Below are 22,397 nucleotides of genomic sequence, written 5' to 3' on the forward strand. Positions count from 1 at the left end.
GAATCATCGATCATCGAGTCGAACCATAAAAACAATCAGAGGTACTCTTCATGCTGCTTCAAGGTAAAGTTGCCATCATCACTGGCGCTGCATCGGAGCGAGGGATCGGTCGCGCCACGGCCATCACCTTCGCTAAACATGGCGCCAAAGTGGTAATCGTGGATCTCGATGAGTCCTCGGCACGTGATGCTGCTGAGGCGCTGGGCGAAGGCCATCTGGGGCTGGGAGCCAACGTCGCTGATGAAGCGCAAGTGAAATCCGCGGTGGCTAAGGTTCTTGAACACTTCGGACGTATCGACGTGCTGGTCAATAACGCAGGGATTACCCAGCCTATCAAGACGCTGGATATTCGCCCCTCCGATTACGACAAGGTGCTGGATGTTAGCTTGCGAGGCACCCTCCTCATGTCGCAGGCCGTAATTCCGACCATGCGAGCCCAATCGGCAGGCAGCATTGTGTGCATGTCTTCCGTTTCCGCCCAACGTGGGGGCGGCATTTTTGGCGGCCCACACTACAGTGCGGCCAAAGCCGGCGTGTTGGGCCTGGGTAAGGCCATCGCCCGAGAGTTTGGCCCTGACCAGATTCGCGTCAACTCCATCACCCCAGGCTTGATACACACCGACATCACAGGTGGCCTCATGCAAGACGAGCGTCGACACGCAATCATCGAAGGCATCCCGCTCGGCCGCCTGGGTGCAGCCCAGGACGTGGCCAACGCTGCATTGTTCCTTGCCAGTGACCTGTCCTCCTACCTCACCGGTATCACCCTAGACGTGAATGGCGGGATGCTTATTCATTGAGTTGAAGTACGTGGGTTGTTAACGGCCCGCCCTGTTCTGAATCGATGACCCACTCGGCGTTACCGCTGGGTGGTCTATAAAAACAAGAGATCAGACTGTCATGATTACCACAATGCCACTCGACGCGGCCTCGACCGTGCGTTCGAATGCTTACCGCAAAACCGCCTGGCGACTCATGCCATTCTTGATGCTGTGCTACCTGTGCGCGTATTTGGATCGGGTGAATGTCGGCTTTGCCAAGCTGCAGATGATGAACGACCTTTCGCTGAGCGAAACCGTTTACGGTTTGGGCGCGGGTATGTTCTTCATCGGTTACTTCCTCTGTGAGGTACCCAGCAATCTGATCCTGCACAAAGTCGGCGCGCGGCGCTGGATTGCCAGAATCATGATTTCCTGGGGCATCATCTCTGCCCTCTTCGCTTTCGTTGAGACCGCCTGGCAGTTCTATGCACTGCGTTTTCTGCTGGGGATCGCCGAAGCAGGCCTGGCCCCCGGCCTACTGCTGTACCTGACTTACTGGTTCCCTTCCTACCGGCGCGCCAAAATGACCGTGCTCTGGTTTGTGGCTATCCCGCTGTCGGGCATGATCGGCGGCCCGCTGTCAGGCTGGATCATGAATCAGTTCGCGGGTGTTCACGGCTGGGCAGGTTGGCAATGGATGTTCGTGCTGGAAGCGATTCCTACGGTAATCGTCGGACTGCTGGTACTGAGCTACCTCAAAGACGGCGTGCATCAGGCCACCTGGTTAACTGATGAAGAAAAAGCGCTGATCAATAAAGAATTGGCCGAAGACAACAGTCATAAGGTCACTCATGGATCGCCACGCGAGTTCATCCGTGACAGCCGCCTATGGCTACTGGCATCTATCTACTTCTGCGTCGTCATGGGCCAGTACGCAATCACCTTCTGGCTACCAACCCTCATCCGCAATGCCGGGGTTTCCGACCCATTGCACATCGGCTTGCTGACCAGCCTGCCCTACATGTGCGCCATCGCCACAATGTTGCTTATGGGACGCAGCGGCGACAAGCATCGCGAGCGTCGCTGGCACCTGATCCTGCCGATGCTCGCAGGGGCCGTCAGCCTGACGCTTGCGGCAATGCTTGGCGGTAACCTGCTGCTGTCAGTGCTGAGCCTCTGCGTGGCCGCCGCCGGCGTGCTTTCGGCGTCGTCACTGTTCTGGATGCTGCCAACCACTCTGCTTGGCGGAGTCTCTGCGGCGGCAGGCATTGCCGGCATCAACAGTTTTGCCAACCTCGCGGGCTTCTGTTCACCCTACTTGATCGGCTGGATTACCACCACGACCGGTTCGAGCGCCATCGGCATGTACCTGATCACCGGGGTGCTGTGCATCGGCGCGTGCCTGGTGCTGCGTATTCCAGCTGCTTCGGTCAATCGTTAACTACTCGGAGTTATCACCATGGCTGTCAATGCCTCAAACACCGGGCTCTCGGCTTTGGCCGAGCGCGCCTTCAACATTCGCCGCCATGCTCTGCGCATGGGCCAAGTGCAAGGCCAAGGCTACGTCGGCCAAGCGCTTGGAGCTGCCGATCTGCTGGCAGTGTCGTACTTTCACGCACTGCGCTATCAGCCGCAAAATCCTGAATGGGAAGGGCGCGACCGTTTTTATCTGTCGATCGGTCACTACGCCATTGCCCTGTATGCAGCGCTGATCGAGGCCCAGGTCATCCCCCTCGACGAACTGGAAACCTACGGTTCAGATGACAGCCGCTTGCCGATGTCAGGCATGGCGGCCTACACGCCAGGCATGGAAATCACCGGTGGCTCCCTCGGCCACGGACTGGGTATTGCCGTTGGTGCTTGCCTGGGTCTGAAACGCAAAAAATCCGATTCGTTTGTCTACAACCTGTTGTCTGATGGTGAGCTGAACGAGGGCTCGACCTGGGAAGCTGCAATGTCGGCCTCGCACTGGAAGCTCGATAACCTGATCGCGATCATCGACGTCAACAACCAGCAAGCCGACGGGCATTCGAGTGAGGTGTTGGCCTTCGAGCCGATTGTCAACCGTTGGCAAGCCTTTGGATGGTTCACTCAGCGTGTGGATGGCAATGACATCGGCGCATTGGTCACAGCCTTCGATGCAGCACGCAGCCATCAAGGCCCGCAGCCTCGCGTCATTATCTGCGATACCAAAATGGGCAAAGGCGTGGACTTCCTTGAAAACCGTGAAAAGACGCATTTCATCCGCGTTGATGAGAACGAATGGGATCTGGCACTGAAAAATCTGAAGGTCGGGAGAACCGTATGAGCCGCGTAAACACTACCGAGACCGGTAAGAAACGACTGACGACATCGGCAATGATTGCCTCTATCGCCGCCGAAGGTCAGGCAACGCGCTCTGCGCCATTCGGGCATGCGCTGGCTTCGCTTGCAGATCAGCGCTCGGATATCGTCGGCCTGTCGGCTGACTTGTCGAAGTACACTGACCTTCATATTTTCGCCAAGGCCCACCCGGAACGCTTCTATCAGATGGGTATGGCCGAACAATTGCTCATGAGCGCTGCTGCCGGTATGGCGCGTGAAGGTTGCGTACCATTTGCAACGACATACGCTGTTTTCGCTTCACGGCGCGCCTATGACTTTATCTGCATGGCGATCGCCGAAGAAAACCTGAACGTGAAAATCGTCTGCGGGCTGCCAGGCCTTACCACCGGTTATGGGCCAAGCCACCAAGCGACCGACGATCTGGCGATCTTCCGCGCCATGCCAAACCTGATGATTGTCGATCCCTGTGATGCCTTGGAAATCGAACAAGCGGTGCCAGCAATTGCCGAGCATCAGGGCCCCGTGTACATGCGCTTGCTGCGTGGTAACGTGCCGCTGGTGCTCGACGAGTACGGCTACAAATTCGAGGTAGGCAAGGCCAAGACGCTACGCACTGGCAGGGACGTGCTGATTATTTCAACCGGTTTGATGACAATGCGCTCGCTAGAAGCGGCAGCACAGTTACAAAAGGACGGGATTGACGTGGCCGTGCTGCATGTACCGACGATCAAGCCTTTGGATGAACAAGCAATTCTCAGCGAGGCCCGTAAATCCGGGCGCTTGGTGGTAACCGCCGAGAACCACTCAATCATCGGCGGCCTTGGCGAAGCGGTTGCAGGTTTGCTGCTGCGCAACGGGGTGGCACCCACCTTCCGTCAAATTGCCCTGCCGGATGCTTTCCTCGATGCCGGAGCACTGCCGACGTTGCATGATCGGTACGGCATATCTACAGAGGCGGTTTGCACTCAGATTAAAAGCTGGATGTGACGACGCAAAGGAGGGCAACTCAGCCCTCCTATTCTTCGCCATTCAGAGCATGGCGCTGCTACGCCAACGAACAAGGTGCTGACATCCGAGCAGCGGCTTGTCTACTCTGCTCATATCAAATCAGAGCCCCCTCACACATGCAGGAGCTCCCTTTTCACGCCCGTCCGCTGGCATAGTGAAAACAAAAAAGGCCGACAACTCCTTGCAGGCCTTACCGCCAATGATTAGCGGTCATTCCTCGCACATGGCTTTGATGTCTAGAGCAATGGCAGCGTATAAGTCAGAATCAACCGGTTTTCATCAATATCGCGCTGATAGTTGGAACGCAGCGAAGCGTTGCGCCAGAGTAAGCGTCTGGCCGTTACACCTTGCATGTCTGATTGAGGCATGCAGTGCTAACGAGCCTGCCTAAGTGCACCGATGATGAATTTGTGCAGACTATCCACTGCCATGAGCCACCGGAAGCCTTGCTCCGAATCACGGCGACCTGCATGGGCTCTATATGACCCACGCCATGCTCTTTGGTGAGCACGCTGAGCGACGCAGGGACGCTGCACTGAGTGACTGCCGCGATTGCAAGCCCACCTTCAACAGCAGCGACCTGCCCGGCAAGACTTGAGCTGTGATAGACGACCTTGAAGTCTCGCCCCTGGAGCGTCAGGGAGCGGACGGCATTGCGGCGGGCAAGACTTTCTTTATCGTAAACGGCGATTGGCACTGGATCTCTCTTCCAGAGTTCAAACGAGGGAGAGCCTACCCAGACCACCCTTCGTCGAAGGCAGTCTACGATCGGCAGTTATCTCGCGACTTCAGTTTTCGACGTGCTTAGCGCGTTTTCACACAGCCAAGGCATTTACGCAGTCCCATCATCGCTGTGCCACATCTGAGTTAGGTGACCACCCGCCCCCCAGAGCGAGGTAGGCAGCAATCGCTGCACGCGTAGCTTCAGTTTGAGCAACTGCTCGAGAGTCTGATGCCCTGAGGAGTTGCTGATCTGCGTTTAAAACGTTTATCAAACTTGCTACGCCGTTCTGGAATGCTACGAAGGACGACCGTCGAGCCCGCTCTAGGGATGCCTCACCGCTTGTGAGTGACTGGGCCTGCGCTTGCCGATTTATCAATGCCGACAAAGTTGTTTCAACATCTTCCGAAGCACTCAACACAGACTGCCGGTAGAAGGCCAGCGCTTCGGCTTCACGTCCTTTGGCCTGATCTATCTGCGCGTTAATGCGGCCAAAATCAAAGAGTCGCCACCTCAAGCCGAGCAACACGGCTGATTGGTTGGCATCGCCCGTGAAAAATGTTTCGCCAGAGGTAGATGCACTGCCGATCAGGCCGCCAATTGAGAATTTTGGGTAATACTCACTGATCGCACTGCCGATCATGGCATTGGCAATCATAAGCCTGCGCTCTGCAGCGATCAGGTCGGGTCGACGGCGGAGCAGATCAGAAGGTTTGCCGATTTGCGCAAGCGGAGGCACTAGAGGGATTGGCGAGGCCGTGGCCATTTGGGATCGGTGAGTACCTGGCGCAGTACCAAGCATGACGTCCAAAGCGTTGAGAGCAGCATCTAGCCCCGCACGCAAAACCGGAACGGTTGCTTCGACCTGAGACAGTTCGCCTTCGGTTTGACGAACCTCGTAGTCAGGCGCCAGACCTTTGCGGTTGAGCAGGTTGACTTTGGCTAGGAGGTCTTGCTGTGTCTGCACCTGCTTCTGCGCGATGGCCAGACGCGTCTGCAGCCCCCTCACAGTGGTGTAGATATCTGCTGTTTGCGCGGCAACGGAAAGACGAGTCGCGACTGCCCCCGCTTCGGAAGCCTGGTACTCACCAATGGCGGCTTGTCGATCACGACGAAGCCCTCCAAACAAGTCTATTTCCCAGGTTGCTTCCAGATTGAGTTCATAGCTGTTGCCGTAGCGGTCATAGTCAGGCGTTGAATTCAGCACCTGGCCTAATGGCGTTTCAACTGATTGACGTGCGCGTGCAGCTTGACCATTGAGGCCCGCTGACGGCACAAGCGCAGCTGTCGCGGAGCCCAGTGCCGCGCGAGCCTGAGCTACTCGGGCCTGTGTTTGTGCTAGCTGCAGGTTTTGCCCCAGCGCCTCGGTCACAAGTCTGCTCAACAAAGGATCTCCAAATCCTTCCCACCAGGTGTCGAAGTTCCTGGATGGGCTACCGACCGCGGCCACCGCCTGTGAACTCGTGACGTAATGATCGGCCAGCGAAACCTCTGGCTGTTTATAATCCGGGCCAACCATGCACCCTGCAGTGAGACTGGAGCTCAACAGCAGAGCAATCGTTCGGTAGGGAAGCATGATGATTCTCATAGACCAAGAGGGGTTGTGACCATATTATATTTTGGTCACAACCTGTCAATCAGTTCCAGGACGCTTCAAAAATGAGTAAATCTTCTCCACCCTCGCCTGCGCGAGGGCCAGCCGACCACGATGTGAGGGATCAGATCATCCAGGCTGCCATGGAGCACTTCGCCCACTATGGGTACGACAAGACCACCGTCTCGGACTTGGCCAAATCAATCGGATTTTCAAAGGCCTACATCTATAAATTCTTCGAATCCAAACAAGCTATCGGTGAGGTGATTTGTTCCAGCCGGCTTGCACTCATCATGCAGCGCATTGAGACGGCGACCAGCGACGCCCCCACCGCATCGGAAAAGCTAAGGCGTCTATTCCGAACGATTGCAGAGGGCGGTTCTGACCTTTTCTTCCATGAGCGAAAGCTCTATGACATAGCAGCAGTGGCCTCGCGCGACCAGTGGTCGTCGGTAAAATCTCATGAAGCCAATATCAGTAAGGTGATTCTGGAGATCCTGACACAAGGCCGAGACGCGGGAGAGTTTGAGCGGAAGACCCCGCTGGACGAATCGACGCTGGCCATATTTCTGATCATGAGGCCTTACGTAAATGCCGCGCTCCTTCAGCACAACCTGGATACGCTGCAGGATGCGATCATCCAACTGCCGGCCCTGATACTCAGAAGTCTCGCCCCCTAGCAATTCGTGACCATTGACAGATTTGGTCACCAGTATAAAAATGGGATTCCTATATCGCCTTTGAGAAAGGGATCCCATGCGCCTGCGTCCTGCCGCCTTAGTCGGTTGCTTACTCCCACTCGCCCTCGTCGCTTGCGGGGACTCTTCACCCGCAAAAGGCCCAAGAGACAATCCACCGGTCGTGAAAGCGGCCTCGGTGCAGGACGCCTTGGATCTTGCACGTTCGTTTTCCGGGGTTGTGGTAGCTCGCACGCAGAGTGACCTCGGCTTCCGAGTATCCGGAAAAATCTTGCAGCGCCTGGTCGATACCGGAGAAACAGTCACACGCGGCCAGCCCCTGATGCGCCTGGATCCAGTGGATCTGAACCTGCAGGCACGTACTCAACAGGAGGCCGTAGCTTCGGCGCGAGCTCGTGCCAAACAGACCGCTGACGACGAAGCTCGCTATCGCGGATTGGTGGCCGAGGGCGCGGTCTCGGCATCGTCCTATGATCAGATTAAGGCGGCGGCTGATTCAGCCAAGGCGCAGCTCAGTGCCGCCCAGGCCCAGGCCAACGTTGCCAGAAACGCCACCGAATATGCGGTCTTAGTGGCCGATGCCGATGGTGTAGTGATGGACACATTGGCCGAACCGGGTCAGGTCGTCAGTGCTGGCCAGGCGGTTGTACGACTGGCCCAGGCCGGCCAACGAGAAGCCGTCGTCCACTTGCCAGAAACGCTTCGACCCGCGCCTGGCTCGACTGCGCTCGCCACGCTCTTTGGCAAGCCTTCGCAAACAATGCCCGCCAGACTGCGCCTGCTTTCAGATGCAGCAGACCCCACAACGCGCACTTTCGAAGCTAGGTACGTGCTCACTGGGCCTTTGGCGAGCGCGCCATTGGGTGCAACCATCACGCTGGATATTCCAAAGGCAAACACGCATTCCCAAGCCAGGCAGATCCCCATCGGCGCACTCTTTGATCCGGGTAGCGGAGCCGGCGTATGGGTGATCGCCGGCGAGCCGGCCAAGGTGTCATGGCGCGCTGTCGAAGTTATGGGGGTCAGTGACGATAAAGCTGTTGTGAAAGGTGACCTGAACATTGGCGATCGGGTCGTGGCGTTGGGTGCGCATCTGCTGCGCGATGGTGCTGAGGTCATGGAGCAGGTTCAAACCGCTCAGGCCACGGAGCGCCAGCCATGAGCCAACTGCGTTTCAATTTGTCTGCGCTCGCGGTACGCGAGCGATCAATCACCCTCTTTCTCATTTTGCTGATCGCCTTCGCCGGAACGCTGGCCTTCTTCAAGCTGGGTCGTGCAGAGGATCCTCCTTTCACCGTTAAGCAGATGACGATAATCACTGCCTGGCCCGGCGCCACTGCTCAAGAGATGCAGGATCTGGTTGCCGAGCCGTTGGAAAAACGCATGCAGGAGCTGCGTTGGTATGACCGTACCGAAACCTACACTAGGCCTGGGTTGGCATTTACGATGGTTTCGCTACAGGACAAGACCCCACCTTCGGCGGTTCAGGAGGAGTTCTACCAAGCCCGTAAGAAAGTCGGTGATCAAGCCAAGCTCATGCCGGCTGGTGTAGTTGGCCCAATGATCAATGACGAATTCTCGGACGTGACATTTGCCGTCTACGCGCTGAAAGCCAAAGGCGAACCGCAGCGCCAACTGGTACGCGATGCCGAAACACTGCGTCAGCAGTTGCTGCACGTGCCCGGCGTCAAGAAAATCAACATCATCGGGGAACAGGCTGAACGGATATTCGTGTCCTTTTCCCATGACCGCCTGGCCACGCTCGGGATAACGCCACAGGACATTTTTTTGGCCCTGGACAACCAGAACGCCCTGTCACCGGCTGGGTCGGTCGAAACACAAGGGCCGCAAGTCGTGGTCAGGGTCGATGGTGCTTTCGATCAACTGGCAAAGATTCGTGAAACACCCGTGGTCGCAAAGGGCCGCACTTTGAAACTGTCGGATGTAGCCGACGTTGAACGCGGCTACGAAGATCCCGCGACATTCCTGGTACGCAACGATGGCGAGCCAGCCCTACTTCTCGGCATCGTTATGCGCGAAGGTTGGAACGGCCTCGACCTTGGCAAAGCCCTGGAGACCGAAACAGACAAAATCAACGAAAACATGCCCTTGGGCATGACGCTCAACAAGGTCACTGATCAAGCGGTGAACATTACGTCATCCGTCGACGAGTTCATGGTCAAATTCTTCGTTGCCTTGCTGGTTGTGATGTTGGTTTGCTTCGTCAGCATGGGCTGGCACGTTGGAGTAGTTGTCGCTGCAGCTGTGCCATTGACACTGGCGATTGTATTCGTAGTCATGGCCGCGACTGGCAAGAACTTTGACCGTATCACCCTCGGTTCGCTGATCTTGGCGCTAGGGCTACTGGTCGACGATGCGATCATCGCCATCGAGATGATGGTGGTGAAGATGGAAGAGGGTTACGACCGTATCAAGGCTTCGGCGTATGCCTGGAGCCATACGGCTGCCCCAATGCTTTCTGGCACCCTGGTAACCGCCATCGGATTCATGCCAAACGGCTTCGCCCAGTCAACTGCTGGCGAATACACGAGCAACATGTTCTGGATTGTTGGCATCGCCTTGATCGCTTCCTGGGTGGTGGCAGTAGCGTTTACGCCCTATCTGGGTGTGAAGTTGTTGCCTCAGATCAAGATGATTGAAGGTGGTCACACCGCTATTTACAACACCCGTCATTACAACCGATTTCGCTCTTTGTTGAGCTGGGTGATCTCCCACAAGTGGCTCGTAGCAGGCACCGTTGTTTCAACATTTGTGGCTGCCGTCCTAGCCATGGGATTGGTAAAGAAACAGTTCTTCCCGACCTCCGACCGTCCAGAAGTGCTGGTGGAGTTGCAGATGCCTTATGGCACCTCCATCGAACAGACAAATGCCACTGCAATCAAGGTTGAGTCCTGGCTGCGCAGGCAAGAGGAAGCAAAGATTGTCACCACTTACATCGGCCAGGGCCCGCCTCGCTTCTTCCTGGCAATGGCGCCTGAATTGCCCGACCCGTCTTTTGCCAAGATTGTCGTCCTGACCGAAAACCAGGAGGCTCGTGAGACCCTCAAGCATCGTCTCAGGGAGGCGGCCTCCGAGGGTCTAGCGCCCGAAGCTCAGGTGCGGGTAACACAATTGGTTTTTGGCCCCTACTCCCCATACCCGGTCGCCTATCGGGTGATGGGCCCGGACGCCTCGCAACTGCGCCAGATTGCTGCAAGCGTCCAAAGTGTGTTGCAGGCCAGCTCCATGATGAAGACCGTCAATACTGACTGGGGCCCGCTCGTGCCCACTCTTCATTTCTCCCTGGATCAAGATCGCCTGCAATCGGTTGGCCTGACTTCCATCTCGGTGTCTCAGCAGCTTCAGTTCCTGCTGACCGGTGTGCCGATCACGTCGGTCAGGGAAGATATCCGCTCTGTCCAGGTTGTCGGCCGTGCCGCTGGCCAAATCAGACTCGATCCTGCCCAGATCGAGAATTTCACCCTGGTAGGCACGAAGGGTCAGCGTGTTCCGGTTTCGCAGATCGGTGAAGTGAGTGTTCGTATGGAGGATCCCATCCTCCGTCGTCGCGACCGAACGCCCACCATGATAGTGCGCGGTGACATCGCGGAAGGGCTGCAGCCGCCTGATGTATCCACGGCAATATGGAAAGACCTCCAGCCCATCATCACAAAGCTGCCAGCCGGCTACAAAATCGAAATGGCAGGCTCCATTGAGGAGTCGGGCAAGGCAAGCCAAGCAATTGTTCCGCTCTTGCCGATCATGATCGCCCTGACTTTGTTGATCATCATTTTGCAGGTGCGCTCGATCTCCGCCATGGTGATGGTGTTTCTGACCTCGCCGCTGGGCTTGATTGGCGTAGTGCCTGTGTTGTTGCTGTTCGGACAGCCGTTCGGGATCAATGCTCTAGTTGGCTTGATCGCGCTTTCGGGGATTCTGATGCGCAACACCCTGATCCTGATTGGACAGATTCACCACAACCAGGTCGAAGGTCTTGAGCCTTTCGACGCCGTAGTCGAGGCGACTGTGCAACGCGCACGCCCAGTCTTGCTCACGGCATTGGCAGCCATCCTAGCCTTCATCCCCCTCACCCACTCGGTATTCTGGGGCACCTTGGCCTATACCCTGATCGGGGGCACGTTCGTGGGCACGATCATGACCTTGGTATTCCTGCCGGCGATGTATTCCATCTGGTTCAAGATCCGCCCCAAAAGCCGCATGGGTAAGCCAGAAGCCGCGCAACCCGCTTGAGCGCGAATTCTCTTCAACCCACGCACGCCCAGAGGAATATCAGGGCGTGCGCATGATCAAACGAGAGGTCGTAATGACTCCTGATGTTTCTCAAAAGCGAATCGTGGTGACCGGTACTGGCGTTGTCAGCCCGCTGGGCTGCGGCGTCAAGGAAGTGTGGCGTAGACTGCTGGCCGGCCATTCCGGGATTCGCGTCTTGCCATGTGACGTCGTCGAAGGCACTGGCGTGTGGGTGGGAGGGCGCGTGCCCACGCTGGATGAGGATGCAGTGGCAGGCTACCAACCCGAGCAAATCATCCCCGCCAAAGAACGCAAGAAGATGGATCGGTTCATCGAGTTTGCTTTGGTCGCTGCCGATGAAGCATTGCAGCAAGCGGGCTGGCATCCCGTAAGCCAGGCTGAACGCTCGCGTACCGCCACAATTATAGCCTCCGGCGTAGGTGGCTTCGGTGCCATCGCAGACGCGGTACGCACCACAGACACGCGTGGCCCGCGCAAGTTGTCTCCCTTCACCGCTCCATCCTTCCTGGCCAATATGGCGGCAGGTCATGTCTCAATACGCCACGGTTTCGAGGGGCCGCTCGGAGCGCCCGTCACAGCGTGCGCAGCGGGGGTGCAGGCTATCGGCGACGCGGCTCGACTGATCAGAAGCGGTGAAGCGGAAATCGCGATCTGTGGCGGCACCGAAGCGGCAATTGATCGCGTCACATTGGGCTGCTTTGCAGCTGCACGAGCGCTTTGCACGGGCTTTTCGGACAAGCCCCAGGAAGCCTCCCGCCCATTCGACAGCCAACGCGACGGATTTGTCATGGCTGAGGGGGCAGGCTTGCTGGTGATCGAGTCGCTAGAACATGCACTGGCCCGTGGCGCAAAGCCACTGGCCGAGCTGGTCGGCTACGGAACGAGCGCTGACGCCTACCATCTGACCGCTGGCCCCGAAGACGGGAGCGGAGCCAGGCGTGCCATGCAACTGGCCCTGCAACAGGCGGCGGTAGCGCCTGGGGCGGTGGATCATATCAATGCACACGCGACCTCGACGCAGGTTGGCGACAGCAGCGAACTGGCAGCGATTCGAGCAGTGTTCGGTACTGAGAGCGGCGTCGCGGTAACGTCGACCAAATCGGCCACTGGCCACCTCCTGGGTGCGGCAGGTGGTATCGAAGCTATCTTCACGGTATTGGCTCTGCAAGATCAGATCGTGCCGCCCACGCTGAACTTGACTCAAGTCGATGATGCTGCGACCGGCCTTGATCTAGTAGCACTAAAAGCCCGTGAAAAGACCATCGAATATGCGTTATCCAATGGTTTCGGCTTCGGCGGTGTCAACGCAAGCGTACTGTTCCGTCGATGGAAGGCCAACGTATGAATAGCCGATTCGAAGCGAAACCCGATACGGATAACGGCGTGGTACGAGAGGCAACCAGCCTCACGGCTAAAGTGATCCTTCTACTGGCTGGACTCGCTGCCATCAGCAACTTATCCACCAATATCATCCTGCCGGCATTTCCCGACATTGCTCATCAACTCAACGTTTCACCCCAAGAGCTGGGACTGACCCTTTCTAGCTTTTTCATCACCTTTGCCTTCGCCCAATTAGTTGTTGGGCCTCTTGCTGATCGCTATGGACGCAAGTGGCTAGTGGTCGGTGGATTGATGATTTTTGTAGTGGGCACGTTCTGGGCCGCCAACGCAGCCAACCTGGACATGCTGATCCTTGGACGAGTCATCCAGGCTATCGGGGTATGTTCAGCTGCGGTTCTGGCCCGAGCCATCGCACGGGATCTTTATGAGGGTGAGAGCCTGGCACGCGCGTTATCGCTGACGATGATCGCTACCGCCACGGCGCCAGGCTTCTCGCCTTTGATCGGCAGTATGCTGAACACGATGTTGGGTTGGCGCGCACTTTTTATCGCCGTCGGAGTCTCGGCAATCCTTATCGCTCTGTTCTACGTCAGAGGGATAGGTGAAACCCTTCCCCACCATCGTCGAGTTGCGCAATCGATACCTGCGATTCTTATCGCATACGGCAAACTGGTGTCCAACGGCATCTTCATTTTGCCAGCGCTCGCGACCAGTCTGCTGATGAGCGGCTTGTTCGCGTCGTTCGCAGCTGCGCCGTCAATCTTGATGGAAGGCATGGGCCTCAGCTCGCTCCAGATCGGCCTGTATTTCGCGTCAACCGTCTTCGTGGTGTTTGCCGCAGGCTTAGCTGCTCCTCGCTTGGCTCACCGCTTTGGTAGCCGTGCCATGACCTTGGCAGGTCTGGCGACTGCGTGTTTGGCGGGTGTACTGTTGTCACTAGGCCCAAGCAATCCAGGGTTGGGCTGGTACTCATTGTCGATGGTGCTTTTCCTGTGGGGCATGGGCATCGCAAATCCGCTTGGGACGGCTTTGACCATGACACCATTCGGCAAAGAAGCAGGTCTGGCGTCAGCACTCCTGGGATTTCTGACCATGGCGATCGGAGCAGTGTCGACCTGGATCGTTTCCACGTCGAAGTTTCCCACTGTGGCCGTACTGGGAGCGACCCAAACTGCGGTGTGTTTGCTAGCAATGGCGCTGTTCGCTGGATATGTCAAACGAAAGGCACCACTCAAGGATGAGTGACACCTCCTCAATGGAAGTGAGTGTGGCGTATTTCAACTGCACTCCTTGCAAAGTCCGCAGCGGTCTTTTTTTGATGTCTCGCACTTCAGTCACACGCTTGAGTTCAGCGCGAGGCCAAGGCAGCACGACTTGCTGGCCATCGTTTTGCTGACGCTACTCTATGGAGTTTGCTGTACAGCTTAACCCAGGCGTAGAGGCTGTATAAGGACATGCCCAGGCGGCGCAGGAAAACACCGGCGAAGGGTTTAATCTGTCTCAGTCACTTGCTTGACCGCTTCAATCTTGAATTCTTCAGGGTAATGCTGACGACTCATGGCACCTCCTATCTGGGCATCATTGTGAGGCTTGGAGGTGTCTACAAACCAAGGGCGATTCATTGCTTTTGGATGGATTTCGTATAATGTAGATTAAGATACACTTTATGTTGAGTCTTCTACATGACCCATTGGTCTCTATTGATCCTTGGTTTGCCTACGGCGAATGCTACCGAGCGAATGCGCGCTTGGAGAACACTGAAGGCCTCTGGCGCCGCAGCCCTGCGTGATGGTGTATACCTGCTGCCAGAACAAAGCGTAGGCCGAGAAACCTTCGAAGCCGTGGAGCGAGATGTGCTGGCCATCAACGGCACGGCATTTCTGCTGTCGCTGCCTGAACGCAAAGAGCGCTTCAGCGGGCTATTCGACAGAAGCGACGAGTACGCCAAGCTGTTGGAGGAAATTGCGGGCTGCAGGGCTGACCTGTCGCCTGATAATGCGCTGCAAATAGCACGGCAGGTGCGCAAACTCAGGAAGGCCTTCGGCCAGCTGACGACCATCGATTTCTTCCCTGGTGTGCTCAAGGCTCAAGCCGACTCAGCTCTGCAGGAGCTTGAGACAGCGATTAGCCGTGCACTGTCCTCCGACGAGCCGAGTTCGCACGACGAGGTAATCAATCGGCTGGAGCGCAGCGATTACCAGGGGCGCATATGGGCAACCCGAAAGCGCCCCTGGGTGGATCGGTTGGCATGTGCCTGGCTGATCCGTCGCTTCATCGATGCCGACGCCCAATTCTTGTGGCTAGAGAACCCCAGCGACTGCCCAAGCAATGCGCTTGGCTTCGATTTTGATGGGGCCAGATTCAGCCACGTTGGCCAACGGGTTTCCTTCGAAACTCTCATCGAGAGCTTTGCCGTTCAGCAACCAGGCTTGGCACGTCTGGCAGGCGTCATTCACTACCTGGATGTAGGAGGCAATCAACCTTCCGAGGCACCAGGTATCGAGCGTGTCCTCGCAGGCTTGAGAGAAAGCATTGGCGATGACGATCAACTGAACATGGTCGCCGGGAGCATCTTCGATGGCCTGTTGACGGCTTTTGCAAGTGAGGAAGCCCAAAATGGTTGATACCACCTCCGCAGTGAATGAGCAGCCGCCGTCGCAAGCGACTCAGCAGCCTATCGGCTTGTATGAAGCTTTCCTGTTCTGGCTCAAGTTAGGTTTCATCAGCTTTGGTGGGCCCGCCGGGCAGATCTCGATCATGCACCAGGAACTGGTCGAGCGTAGGCGGTGGATCAGCGAGAAGCGGTTTCTGCACGCGTTGAACTACTGCATGTTGCTGCCCGGCCCCGAGGCTCAGCAGCTCGCCACGTATATCGGTTGGCTCATGCACCGCAGCTGGGGAGGGGTGATTGCCGGCGCATTGTTCGTGCTGCCTTCGCTGTTCATCCTGATCGGTTTGTCCTGGGTCTATGTCGCCTTTGGCGAGTTACCGGTAGTCGCTGGGATCTTCTATGGCATCAAGCCGGCGGTCACGGCTATTGTCGTCCACGCCGCCCACCGGATTGGTTCACGAGCCCTGAAGAATGGCTGGCTGTGGGCCATGGCCGGAGCCTCGTTCGTAGCCATCTTCGCCCTCAACGCGCCTTTCCCACTGATCGTGCTGGTGGCCGCCATCATTGGCTATGTGGGTGGTCGCTTCGCCCCAAGCAAATTTTTGATCGGTGGCGGTCATGGTGCGGCGAAAAACAGTTATGGCCCAGCCCTGATAGATGACGACACTCCACCCCCTGGACATGCCCGTTTCAGATGGGGTCACCTAGTACGGCTGCTGGCGATCGGTGCTGGCCTCTGGGTTTTGCCTATGGGGTTGCTGACGTTGTCGTTTGGTTGGGATGGCACCCTGACGCAGATGGGCTGGTTCTTCACCAAGGCCGCCCTGATGACCTTCGGCGGTGCCTATGCTGTGCTGCCCTATGTTTATCAGGGAGCTGTTGGGCATTACGGCTGGCTGACGCCAACCCAGATGATCGATGGCCTTGCCTTGGGAGAGACCACGCCAGGGCCACTGATCATGGTGGTTGCTTTCGTCGGATTCATTGGAGGTTACGTGCATCCGATGTTCGGTGCAGAGCATCCATTCCTCGCCGGCGCAATCGCGGCTAGCCTCGTCACCTGGTTCACCTTCCTGCCGTCATTCATCTTAATCCTTGCCGGAGGCCCGGTGGTGGAGTCGACTCACAACGAGATGAAATTCACCGCCCCGCTGACAGGCATCACCGCCGCTGTGGTGGGGGTGATCCTGAACCTCGCCATGTTCTTCGGTTACCACGTGCTTTGGCCAAAGGGCTTCAGTGGGGCTTTTGACTGGCCTTCGGCGATGATCGCGGTTGCAGCGGCGATTGCTTTGTTCCGCTTCAAGCGAGGTGTCATTCAGGTGCTATTCGCCTGCGCACTGGCCGGCCTGGCAGTTCACATGTTGCGGGTATGAAATCAGAGGATGTGCCCAGCAGGGCTTCACAGTGTACGACGAGCCCTTGTCCAACCAGCCTTACCGAAAACTGCAAAAATGCAGAGGTCGGATTTTCTCTCGCCAACGTCTGCTTTGGGCCACAAGCGGTCATTCGAGGATGACCCTTTTCAACCCAGGCTGTGTGAAAACTCCAAGCGGACTCTGGCTGATTAAAAAACAACCTAAAAATCGCGCTTCTGCGTGAATTCTGGTCAGTTGAGTCGCCGAGCTTATCCAGAATTCGCATAGAAGCGCGTTGTCCGACTTGGCCTTGGAGTTTTCACACAGCCTGAACCCAAAGCTGCCGTTGGCGAAGGGCATTTCACGGCCAAAAGCGGGCAGTGATAAAGAGCTTACGGTGACTTGCCCGGACGCTTATGCTCCGCCGGAGCTTGCGCTCATCCGTTACAGGAGATAGACGCCGGCATGTTTTTGTATCCCGATGACGCCTGTCATACGGGAAACCGGAAAGAAGCTCCGTATGCAGTCGCTGGCAAGCGGCTGGATCCGTCAGTTCTCAATCTGGATCGGAAGCTACCGCTCTGAGGACTGGTTCGATAGAGCCCTCTCTTTTGCAGCTCTGGCACCACCAATTCTACGAAGCCCTCCAGGGTTCCAGGGCTCGTCAAGGGGTTGAGCATGTAGCCGCTCGTACCTGAGATCCGTGCATGCTCTTCGATTCTGTCTGCGACCTGCTCCGGAGTGCCCACCAGGATGAGATCGGTACCCCGTGTGACGTTGGCGAAGCGCTTTCTGACGTCCCCGGCGGTTAAAGGCTTACCACTTCCGTCGGGTCGCATCATGTAGGAAGTAAGACCCTCGGTATGTGTCGACAACGCATCGCTATCTGCGTAGCGGCTTAGGTCAATGCCTGTGTCGCCGGCATAGCTGACGAGTTGTGCTTCCAAGTGATAGTTGCTCTGGAGCTCGTCGTACTTGCGCTGGGCTTCTATTTCAGTTTTCGCCGTAACGATGCGCAGCACTGTCAGCGACTGTACGTCATCCCGAACACGACCACGCGCCTCAGCCATCGTCCAGATTTCTTCCAAGCCTTGACGGATTTCATGTGGATTCGACTTGGCTATGAAGATCAGTTCGGCATGTTTAGCTGCGAACTCGCGCCCTCTTCCAGACCAACCCGCCTGAATCAGGAGTGGCGTTCGCTGTGGCGACGGAGCGGACAGATGAGGCCCTGCCACTCGATAGCGTTCTCCTACATGGTCGATCGGCTTGACCCGGTCGCCTTGGGCGTACACCTGGCGGGTTTTGTCGGCGACCACTGCGTCGTCTGCCCAACTGCCCTCCCAAAGTTTGTAGACCACATCCATGAACTCCTCGGCGCGCTCGTATCGATCTCCATGCTTGAGCATTTCCTCCAGACCGAAGTTGCGCGCAGCACTGGAAAGATAGGAGGTGACGATGTTCCAACCGATCCGGCCGTTGGTCATGTGATCGAGCGTGCTGAAGCGCCGGGCATGGGCAAAAGGATGCTCGTAGGTCGTGGACACGGTAGCGCCGAACGCTAGATTCTTCGTAATCGCAGCCAATCCCGGGATGATCATCAGCGGGTCATTTGCAGGCGCCTCGACAGCCCAATTCACGGCTGCCTGCGCATTACCGCCGAATACATCATAGAAGCCCAACACATCTGCGAAGAACAGCATGTCGAGATTGGCCTGGTCAGCGATGCGCGCCTGGTTGGCCCAGAATTCGAAGGTGTTGGCGGCCAGACGTTCATCAGCCGGATGTGTCCACAAGCTCGGCGCGCCACCGCAACCGACGCTGGCTTGTTCGTAGAGGGCAAACAATAGGGGTTTAGGGTCGGACATCACTGTTCCTATAATCATTGATATCAGCGCTCAACTTATCGCTGATCCTGAAAGCCTTTGCCGTAGTAGCGCTCGAGGCGGTGTTGGATAAGCTCCAGCCCAATGGACAGAACCCAATAGATGAGTGCGGCGGTGGCCAGCATCTCGATGTAGCGGTAAGAAGAGCGGCCGTAGGACTGCGCCAGGAACATCACTTCCCATACCCCCATCACCGAAATCAACGATGAGTCTTTGAGCATGGAGATGAACTGGCTGGTGGTCGGAGGGATGATCGTCCGCATCGCCTGAGGCAGGATGATGTGAAAGAACGTCGCGGGCGGAGTCATTCCCAGCGCCACTGCTGCCTGTCGCTGCCCAGGTGGCACAGCCATGATACCGGCGCGAAAGATCTCGCTTAGGTAGGCCCCGTAGTTGAGGGACAGTGCGATAACGCCTGCACTGATTGCGCCGGGCACTACGCCGAGCTGTGGCAGCCCTAGGTAAATAAGCAGAATCTGAATCAGCAAAGGCGTGCCACGGAAGAAGGAGGCGTAGAAGCTCGCCACTCCAAAGGCCACAGCGCTTCGAGAAAGCCGTGCTAGCGCTGTTACGAACCCCAGTACCAGCGAAAGCCAGATCGAGCAAAAGCACAGGAACAACGTCAGTGCTACGCCCTGCAGGAATCCATTGGGCCCCAGTTTGAGTCCAACCAGGTTTGGCAGCTTATCGAGAATAATCGAGAACTTGAGGTCGAAGCTCAGGAAGAAAAGCACGCAGGCGCCGAGCAAAGCTACCCAGGTCAGATACAAACGGGTTTTGAACCCGAATATTCGTCGAATTCGATCCTTCTGCGTCTTGGACGGCAGCGCGGTTTTGGCCGGATGTGGATTGAGGGCTGTCATTTGGTGATATCGGCGCCAATCCACTTTTCGGAGATCTTGGCCAGCGTCCCATCCGCCTTGAGTTCAGTCACAACCTGGGCAACTTTCTCACTCCACTGGGGATCGTTTTTCTCAACGGCGACTACGTTGGGCTCGGCATACAAGGTATCGCCAGCAATCCTGAAGCGAGGATCTTGGGCGATACGCTCTTTGGCTGTAATCAGATTGGTGACCATGGCGTCCAGTCGTACTCCGGTGCCTAGGGCCAAATCCTGGAACGCCACGGTTTCGTTGTCATAGGGTGCAATCTGGACGCTGTCAAACGGGTACGTCAGGGGTTTATCCTCTGCCCCCTCAATGACGAGATCCTTGTTCAGATAGGCTTCATAGGTGGACGCACTGATCACGCCAACCTTCTTCCCTGATAGGTCTTTACCGGAGCTAATGCCACTGTCTCTAGCATTGACTACGATCACCGCAGGGGATTGGTAATACTCGACAGGGAAATCGAATACCTCTGCCCGCGCCTTGCTTGGCGTCATGGAGCAAACACAAATGTCGTAGCGCCCACTCCAGCGTCCAGCGGCGATGACATCCCACGAAGGTGTTTCGAGCTTGAGCTTGACCCCCAGCCGTTTAGCCACTGCCTTGGCGACGTCCACGTCGAACCCGTCGAGCTGGTTCTGTTCATTCAGGAACGAGAACGGCGGGTAGTTTTCCATCAGTACGCCGGTGAGCTCGCCTTTGTTTTCTACGCGTTCAAGGGTCGAGCCAGCGAAGGCAGAGGAACAGGCAACAAGGAGCGCCAGGCCAGCAGGGAGGAGAGATATGGCTTTCAACGACAGATACTCCGTTAGCAAAGGATTTAAATATTAAAACGCAATATAAAATCCTTTCGTAATAACATTATGGAATATAAATGGATTGCTCAGCTATATCCCTGCTGTTCCAGGGGTGCAGAGAATGGGTTCGCGGTTGAATCGCTCCGATACATCGAACGGGTGCTTTTGGCCGTTTGCTGCCCTCCGCGAAGGGCGGCTGTAGGCCAAAAGCGGGCCTTTGATTTTGGCGAGGTCAGATCGAGTTCTACTGATCTGAACGAGAAGTGCACGCTATCGATTACTTTGGTTTAAAGGGCTCCGGGGTTGGGATTTGCCAGGCGGGTTTTTGATTATCTTGACTGTCGAAAGCGCGACGCGCCTCGCGGAATACCTCGGCGTTTTCGACCACCCACATCCAAATGGGGGACATCCGAACCAACAGTTCCATACCCAGTTGCGTCAGCTCGTATTCGACGCGCGGCGGAATTTCCCCGAACTCCCGTCGAAACAGTAGTCCATCCCGCTCCATGGCGCGTAGCGTCTTGGTCAGCATTCGCTGGGTCACTCCAGTCATCTGCCTTTTTATCTCGGCGTGGCGCATCGTGCCGTACACGCCCAAGGCATGCAGGACGCCCAATGACCATCGGCTACCCGCGTGAGCGAGGACTTCCCGTCTGATGCCATCATCATCTTCCCGGAGCGTTTGGCACATGGCTTGTGCCTGGCTCAGAGCGTCCTGATTGGTCATTTATTCCTCCTAGGTATCACGCGTGTGCCTTCTTACGAGTACTGTCTAATCATGCCAGCATTCGCTCATGTTATAGGCAGCCTCAGGAGAAATCATGACCGAAGCAACCCCGCTTTCCCCTCAATCCATTCTTGTTCTCGGCGCCGGGGAACTTGGTCTCCCGGTTTTGCGCAATCTCGCGCGAGTGGCCAAACGCGCACCCGGCTCCCAAATCAGCGTTCTTCTCCGGGAGTCGACCATCAACACCCAGATACCGGAGAAAAAGGCCGAAATCGACGAGCTTCGTGGACTGGGCATTCAGATGGTCGCTGCGGATCTGGTGAACGATTCAATTGAACAGCTAGCTGAAGTGTTCGCCCGGTTCGATACCGTCATAGGCTGTGCCGGCATGGTCGCGGGTCGAGAAACCCCCATGAAGCTGGCGACAGCAGCGCTAAGGTCGGGCGTAAAGCGCTACTTCCCATGGCAGTTTGGTGTGGATTTCGAAGTGATCGGTCGAGGCAGCCCCCAAGATCTTTTCGATTCTCAACTCGATGTACGCGAGGCGCTTCGCGCGCAAGACAAAACCGAATGGGTAATTATCTCGACGGGCATGTTCACCAGCTTCCTTTTCGAGCCCGTATTTGAGGTCGTCGATTTCGACAATGACACCGTTAACGCTCTCGGCAGTCTCGAGAACAGCGTGACGCTCACTACACCAGACGACATCGGCGCTCTCACGGCGGAAATCGTCTTCTTCGCACCTCGCTTCCGCAACGAGATTGTCTATCTCTCAGGCGACACGGTGTCGTATGGACAAGTCGCGAACATCCTCGAACATGCGCTGGGTCGTCCGTTCAAAACTAACGTGTGGACTGTTCCGTACCTGATGGATGAGCTGAGAAAAGACCCTACCCATCACATCAAAAAGTACCGTGCTGTATTCGCACAGGGCAGAGGGGTGGCATGGCCTAAAGCGGGAACCTTCAACGAACAGCAGTCGATTCCAGTAACCACCGCTGAACAATGGGCTCGGGCGAACCTTGGGGGCAAGTGAGCGCGACGACAGATAGCTGACTTGCCTAGAAACTCCTCGGCTCGACAGTGGACGCTGATAACCGAGGTTGAACGTTTAGATGACGATAAGCTGTCTAGACTTTTAGCGTAGAGCCTCAGTGTCCACAATGGGTCGGAAGCGATCGGTCGCGAGCGGCGGCTATCGACCCAAAGCCACCATTTACTGGGGGCAGCAAACAGCCAGAAATGGTCATTCGAAGGTGCCTACGAATTTAGTGGCGATTCAAACTGATCTGCAAGCCATTCCGCTTCTATTGCGGCTGAGCATCCACGCTACCCATCCGAACTTAAGCATGATCGAATTTTCATAGGGCCTGATGGTCAGGTCGTAAATGGCCAGTAAGCCATCGAACAA

The 22,397-nt window shown here is 56.6% G+C and carries 17 protein-coding genes and 3 pseudogenes; 12 read left to right on the forward strand and 8 right to left on the reverse strand.

Annotated features, from left to right (window positions below; all coding sequences use genetic code 11):
* Positions 1–50 precede the first annotated feature (50 nt).
* The 4 genes from ACIP1G_RS19120 (at position 51) to ACIP1G_RS19135 (ending at position 4,073) form a co-directional block, all read left to right on the forward strand.
* Positions 51–800: an SDR family NAD(P)-dependent oxidoreductase gene (locus tag ACIP1G_RS19120; RefSeq protein ID WP_400739887.1), complete on the forward strand. Its 750-nt coding sequence runs from the start codon at positions 51–53 to the stop codon at positions 798–800.
* A gap of 100 nt (positions 801–900) precedes the next feature.
* Positions 901–2,202 carry an MFS transporter gene (locus ACIP1G_RS19125; RefSeq protein ID WP_400739890.1) on the forward strand — a complete coding sequence of 434 codons (1,302 nt, stop codon included), beginning with the start codon at positions 901–903 and terminating at the stop codon, positions 2,200–2,202.
* An 18-nt stretch (positions 2,203–2,220) separates the two neighbouring features.
* Positions 2,221–3,069 carry a transketolase gene (locus ACIP1G_RS19130; protein ID WP_400739893.1) on the forward strand — a complete coding sequence of 283 codons (849 nt, stop codon included), beginning with the start codon at positions 2,221–2,223 and terminating at the stop codon, positions 3,067–3,069.
* Positions 3,066–4,073, forward strand: coding sequence for a transketolase family protein (locus ACIP1G_RS19135; protein ID WP_400739896.1), 1,008 nt, complete (start codon positions 3,066–3,068; stop codon positions 4,071–4,073). Before ACIP1G_RS19130 ends, ACIP1G_RS19135 begins: the two co-directional genes overlap by 4 nt.
* A gap of 257 nt (positions 4,074–4,330) precedes the next feature.
* Here ACIP1G_RS19135 and ACIP1G_RS19140 read toward each other — a convergent pair.
* The 3 genes and pseudogenes from ACIP1G_RS19140 to ACIP1G_RS19150 form a co-directional block, all read right to left on the reverse strand.
* Positions 4,331–4,417: pseudogene (locus tag ACIP1G_RS19140) on the reverse strand (hypothetical protein); the annotation flags it as partial.
* A 51-nt stretch (positions 4,418–4,468) separates the two neighbouring features.
* Positions 4,469–4,839 (reverse strand): annotated as a pseudogene (locus tag ACIP1G_RS19145) (LysR family transcriptional regulator); the annotation flags it as partial.
* A 100-nt stretch (positions 4,840–4,939) separates the two neighbouring features.
* Positions 4,940–6,391: an efflux transporter outer membrane subunit gene (locus ACIP1G_RS19150; protein WP_400740039.1), complete on the reverse strand. Its 1,452-nt coding sequence runs from the start codon at positions 6,389–6,391 to the stop codon at positions 4,940–4,942.
* 83 nt (positions 6,392–6,474) lie between these two features.
* On the opposite strand from ACIP1G_RS19150, the gene ACIP1G_RS19155 reads away from it, so the two are divergent.
* The 5 genes from ACIP1G_RS19155 to ACIP1G_RS19175 all read left to right on the forward strand — a co-directional run bounded on the left by ACIP1G_RS19155 (position 6,475) and on the right by ACIP1G_RS19175 (position 13,965).
* Positions 6,475–7,089: a TetR/AcrR family transcriptional regulator gene (locus tag ACIP1G_RS19155; RefSeq protein WP_400739897.1), complete on the forward strand. Its 615-nt coding sequence runs from the start codon at positions 6,475–6,477 to the stop codon at positions 7,087–7,089.
* Between the two features lie 76 nt (positions 7,090–7,165).
* Positions 7,166–8,269, forward strand: coding sequence for an efflux RND transporter periplasmic adaptor subunit (locus tag ACIP1G_RS19160; RefSeq protein ID WP_400739900.1), 1,104 nt, complete (start codon positions 7,166–7,168; stop codon positions 8,267–8,269).
* Positions 8,266–11,358, forward strand: coding sequence for an efflux RND transporter permease subunit (locus tag ACIP1G_RS19165; RefSeq protein WP_400739903.1), 3,093 nt, complete (start codon positions 8,266–8,268; stop codon positions 11,356–11,358). Before ACIP1G_RS19160 ends, ACIP1G_RS19165 begins: the two co-directional genes overlap by 4 nt.
* A 73-nt stretch (positions 11,359–11,431) precedes the next feature.
* Entirely contained in the window at positions 11,432–12,724 is a 1,293-nt protein-coding gene (gene fabF, locus ACIP1G_RS19170) for a beta-ketoacyl-ACP synthase II (RefSeq protein WP_400740041.1), read from the forward strand.
* Positions 12,721–13,965, forward strand: a complete 1,245-nt coding sequence (locus tag ACIP1G_RS19175) for a multidrug effflux MFS transporter (protein ID WP_400739906.1) — start codon at positions 12,721–12,723, stop codon at positions 13,963–13,965. The genes fabF and ACIP1G_RS19175 overlap by 4 nt, the downstream gene beginning before the upstream one ends.
* A gap of 24 nt (positions 13,966–13,989) precedes the next feature.
* Here ACIP1G_RS19175 and ACIP1G_RS19180 read toward each other — a convergent pair.
* A pseudogene (locus tag ACIP1G_RS19180) lies at positions 13,990–14,279 on the reverse strand (transposase); the annotation flags it as partial.
* Positions 14,280–14,402: 123 nt separating this feature from the next.
* Between ACIP1G_RS19180 and ACIP1G_RS19185 the strand changes: the two are divergent.
* Entirely contained in the window at positions 14,403–15,344 is a 942-nt protein-coding gene (locus ACIP1G_RS19185) for a chromate resistance protein ChrB domain-containing protein (protein WP_400739908.1), read from the forward strand.
* Positions 15,337–16,707 (forward strand): chromate efflux transporter, encoded by a 1,371-nt coding sequence (gene chrA / locus ACIP1G_RS19190; protein ID WP_400739910.1) that lies wholly within the window; start codon positions 15,337–15,339, stop codon positions 16,705–16,707. The genes ACIP1G_RS19185 and chrA overlap by 8 nt, the downstream gene beginning before the upstream one ends.
* Before the next feature lie 473 nt (positions 16,708–17,180).
* On the opposite strand, the gene ACIP1G_RS19195 is transcribed toward chrA, so the two are convergent.
* From ACIP1G_RS19195 to ACIP1G_RS19210, 4 genes are all read right to left on the reverse strand, one after another.
* Positions 17,181–18,557 (reverse strand): LLM class flavin-dependent oxidoreductase, encoded by a 1,377-nt coding sequence (locus ACIP1G_RS19195; RefSeq protein ID WP_400739913.1) that lies wholly within the window; start codon positions 18,555–18,557, stop codon positions 17,181–17,183.
* A gap of 35 nt (positions 18,558–18,592) precedes the next feature.
* On the reverse strand, positions 18,593–19,438 hold the full coding sequence (locus tag ACIP1G_RS19200; RefSeq protein ID WP_400739916.1) for an amino acid ABC transporter permease: 846 nt from the start codon (positions 19,436–19,438) through the stop codon (positions 18,593–18,595).
* A complete protein-coding gene (locus ACIP1G_RS19205; protein WP_309673689.1) occupies positions 19,435–20,256 on the reverse strand; it encodes an ABC transporter substrate-binding protein in 822 nt (273 codons plus the stop codon). The genes ACIP1G_RS19200 and ACIP1G_RS19205 overlap by 4 nt, the downstream gene beginning before the upstream one ends.
* 280 nt (positions 20,257–20,536) lie before the next feature.
* The gene (locus tag ACIP1G_RS19210; RefSeq protein ID WP_400739919.1) at positions 20,537–20,986 is read right to left on the reverse strand and encodes a winged helix-turn-helix transcriptional regulator; all 450 of its coding nucleotides are present in this window, start codon (positions 20,984–20,986) and stop codon (positions 20,537–20,539) included.
* Positions 20,987–21,080: 94 nt separating this feature from the next.
* Between ACIP1G_RS19210 and ACIP1G_RS19215 the strand changes: the two genes are divergently transcribed.
* Complete coding sequence (locus ACIP1G_RS19215; RefSeq protein WP_400739922.1) at positions 21,081–22,022, forward strand: aromatic alcohol reductase; 942 nt, start codon at positions 21,081–21,083, stop codon at positions 22,020–22,022.
* The last annotated feature ends 375 nt before the right edge of the window (positions 22,023–22,397 follow it).

It is taken from the genome of Pseudomonas sp. NPDC089392 (assembly GCF_044749595.1).
In the GTDB taxonomy this organism is placed as follows: Bacteria; Pseudomonadota; Gammaproteobacteria; order Pseudomonadales; family Pseudomonadaceae; genus Aquipseudomonas.

Coding starts and splice junctions, on each gene's coding strand:
- ACIP1G_RS19120 (WP_400739887.1), top strand. CDS start 51: ATGCTGCTTCAAGGTAAAGTTGCCATCATCACTGGCGCTGCATCGGAG.
- ACIP1G_RS19125 (WP_400739890.1), top strand. CDS start 901: ATGATTACCACAATGCCACTCGACGCGGCCTCGACCGTGCGTTCGAAT.
- ACIP1G_RS19130 (WP_400739893.1), top strand. CDS start 2,221: ATGGCTGTCAATGCCTCAAACACCGGGCTCTCGGCTTTGGCCGAGCGC.
- ACIP1G_RS19135 (WP_400739896.1), top strand. CDS start 3,066: ATGAGCCGCGTAAACACTACCGAGACCGGTAAGAAACGACTGACGACA.
- ACIP1G_RS19150 (WP_400740039.1), bottom strand. CDS start 6,391: ATGCTTCCCTACCGAACGATTGCTCTGCTGTTGAGCTCCAGTCTCACT.
- ACIP1G_RS19155 (WP_400739897.1), top strand. CDS start 6,475: ATGAGTAAATCTTCTCCACCCTCGCCTGCGCGAGGGCCAGCCGACCAC.
- ACIP1G_RS19160 (WP_400739900.1), top strand. CDS start 7,166: ATGCGCCTGCGTCCTGCCGCCTTAGTCGGTTGCTTACTCCCACTCGCC.
- ACIP1G_RS19165 (WP_400739903.1), top strand. CDS start 8,266: ATGAGCCAACTGCGTTTCAATTTGTCTGCGCTCGCGGTACGCGAGCGA.
- fabF (WP_400740041.1), top strand. CDS start 11,432: ATGACTCCTGATGTTTCTCAAAAGCGAATCGTGGTGACCGGTACTGGC.
- ACIP1G_RS19175 (WP_400739906.1), top strand. CDS start 12,721: ATGAATAGCCGATTCGAAGCGAAACCCGATACGGATAACGGCGTGGTA.
- ACIP1G_RS19185 (WP_400739908.1), top strand. CDS start 14,403: ATGACCCATTGGTCTCTATTGATCCTTGGTTTGCCTACGGCGAATGCT.
- chrA (WP_400739910.1), top strand. CDS start 15,337: ATGGTTGATACCACCTCCGCAGTGAATGAGCAGCCGCCGTCGCAAGCG.
- ACIP1G_RS19195 (WP_400739913.1), bottom strand. CDS start 18,557: ATGTCCGACCCTAAACCCCTATTGTTTGCCCTCTACGAACAAGCCAGC.
- ACIP1G_RS19200 (WP_400739916.1), bottom strand. CDS start 19,438: ATGACAGCCCTCAATCCACATCCGGCCAAAACCGCGCTGCCGTCCAAG.
- ACIP1G_RS19210 (WP_400739919.1), bottom strand. CDS start 20,986: ATGACCAATCAGGACGCTCTGAGCCAGGCACAAGCCATGTGCCAAACG.
- ACIP1G_RS19215 (WP_400739922.1), top strand. CDS start 21,081: ATGACCGAAGCAACCCCGCTTTCCCCTCAATCCATTCTTGTTCTCGGC.